Below are 1,668 nucleotides of genomic sequence, written 5' to 3'. Positions count from 1 at the left end.
GGCCATGGCCGGCGCCGCGGCGGCTAGGGCGGCGATGCCCGCCGCCGCCAGCAGCCGGCGCCAGCCGGGGGCGGCAGGCCGGGGAGGCATCGCGGGGAAGGTCGCTCGGGGCATCATGTCATCCTGTGGCGCCGCGGCGAGCGGGGAAGGGTCGGCCATCTGATCGACGAAGGGCCCCGGTGGCGAGCGTTCCAGCGGGCCTCCCCCGGTTGCGCGATGCCACGCCTCTGCACGGCGGGGTTGGTGGCATCGGCGCCGGCACGTCACGACGGGTCACGATAAGGTGGACATACCGGGCGGCGCCGCGTCCAGAGGGATTTGACCGTTCGGCCAGGAAAATCGCGCAGCCCGGCCGGGATGGCGGCAGGACGGCGGAAGATCGTGCCGGCGGCGGGCCCGGGCGCCGAGCCAGGGCAGCACAGCCAGGGCAGCACAGCCTGGGCAGCCAACCTCAGGCCAGGCGCGCGCGGATCCATTCCTCGGCCTCGGTGGACAGCCCCAGCAGGGTGGGATCGGCCAGCGCGGTGACCAGCAGGGCCCCGTCATAGCCGGCGCGGCGCATCGCGCCCCGCAGGTGCTCGGCCAGGTAGCGCGGGGAGACCGCGCTCTCGACCAGCAGCGAGCCGGGGAAGGTCAGATGCGATTCGGCGAGCTGCCAGACAGCATCCTCCAGCGCCGTGGCGCCGTCCGGCGCCTGATCATGGGCAACCAGCAGAAGGGGCATGGCCCGACCTCGCGGAGAATTTTGATGAAGTGTAAAGGGCAAGTCCGGCTTGCGCCAGCAGGCTTGGAAACTTGCTGTCCGCGGGGAAGGGCTTGCCCCGGACAGCGCGGCGCGGCAGAGCGGCGGCATGTCCGATCCTGCCCCGACCCCGCTCCGCAACGCCCCCCGCACCGCGATCGTCAGCCATCGCGGCGGCGCCTTCCTCTGGCCGGAGAACAGCCTGGAGGCCTTCCGCCAGAGCCTGGCCCTGCCGCTGGACCAGTGCGAATGCGACGTCCATCTGAGCGCCGACGGCGTGCCGATGGTGATCCATGACGCGACGCTGAACCGCACGACCGAAGGCAGCGGTCCGGTCGCGGCGCTGACGGCGGCCGAGCTCGCCCGGCTGCGGCTGCGCGGCGCCGGCCAGCTGCGCATCCCGACGCTCGCCGATGTCGCGGCGCTGTTCCGCGGCAGCCGCCAGCAGCTGCAGGTCGAGGTGAAGGTGGCGCCCGGCGCGAAGCCCGACCCGGCGCTGGTGGACAAGAGCCTGGCGGTGCTGGACGCGGCCGGCATCCGGGCGCAGGTGCGGATCATCGCCTTCGAGGCGGAGCTCGCCGCCGCGGCGCTGCGGGCCGGCGGGCTGGCCGGGGTGATCTGGCTGTTCGACCCGCGGCTGATCGACGCGGTGGGGCAGGAGGGCATCATCGGCGTCGCCCGGGCGCATGGCTTCGACTTCGTCGAGACGCATATTTCCGTGCTGGACGAAGCCTTCGTCGCCAAGCTGCGCGCGGCGGGGCTGCAGGTGGGGGCCTGGGGCGCCAACCACGGCCCCACCATTCAGAAGGGCTTTTCCCTCGGCCTCGACGCGATGGCGACCGACGATCCCGTGCTGGCGCTGCAGCTCCGGCCCTAAGGCGCCGCCAGGATCCCTGCGCAGGCCGCCGGCAGGCGCGGGGCCGGGC

2 protein-coding genes are annotated in these 1,668 nt (G+C 73.6%); one reads left to right on the top strand and one right to left on the bottom strand.

The window, feature by feature from the left end:
• Positions 1-451 precede the first annotated feature (451 nt).
• Complete coding sequence (locus tag GVN67_RS28915) at positions 452-724, bottom strand: hypothetical protein (RefSeq protein ID WP_160000748.1); 273 nt, start codon at positions 722-724, stop codon at positions 452-454.
• A gap of 127 nt (positions 725-851) precedes the next feature.
• Between GVN67_RS28915 and GVN67_RS28910 the strand changes: the two genes are divergently transcribed.
• On the top strand, positions 852-1,619 hold the full coding sequence (locus GVN67_RS28910) for a glycerophosphodiester phosphodiesterase family protein (RefSeq protein ID WP_160000747.1): 768 nt from the start codon (positions 852-854) through the stop codon (positions 1,617-1,619).
• Positions 1,620-1,668 lie beyond the last annotated feature (49 nt).

Origin of the sequence: Roseomonas sp. 18066 (assembly GCF_902706185.1) — a bacterium.
Taxonomy (GTDB): Bacteria; Pseudomonadota; Alphaproteobacteria; order Acetobacterales; family Acetobacteraceae; genus Pseudoroseomonas.
This window is presented reverse-complemented; position numbering and strand designations above follow the sequence as displayed.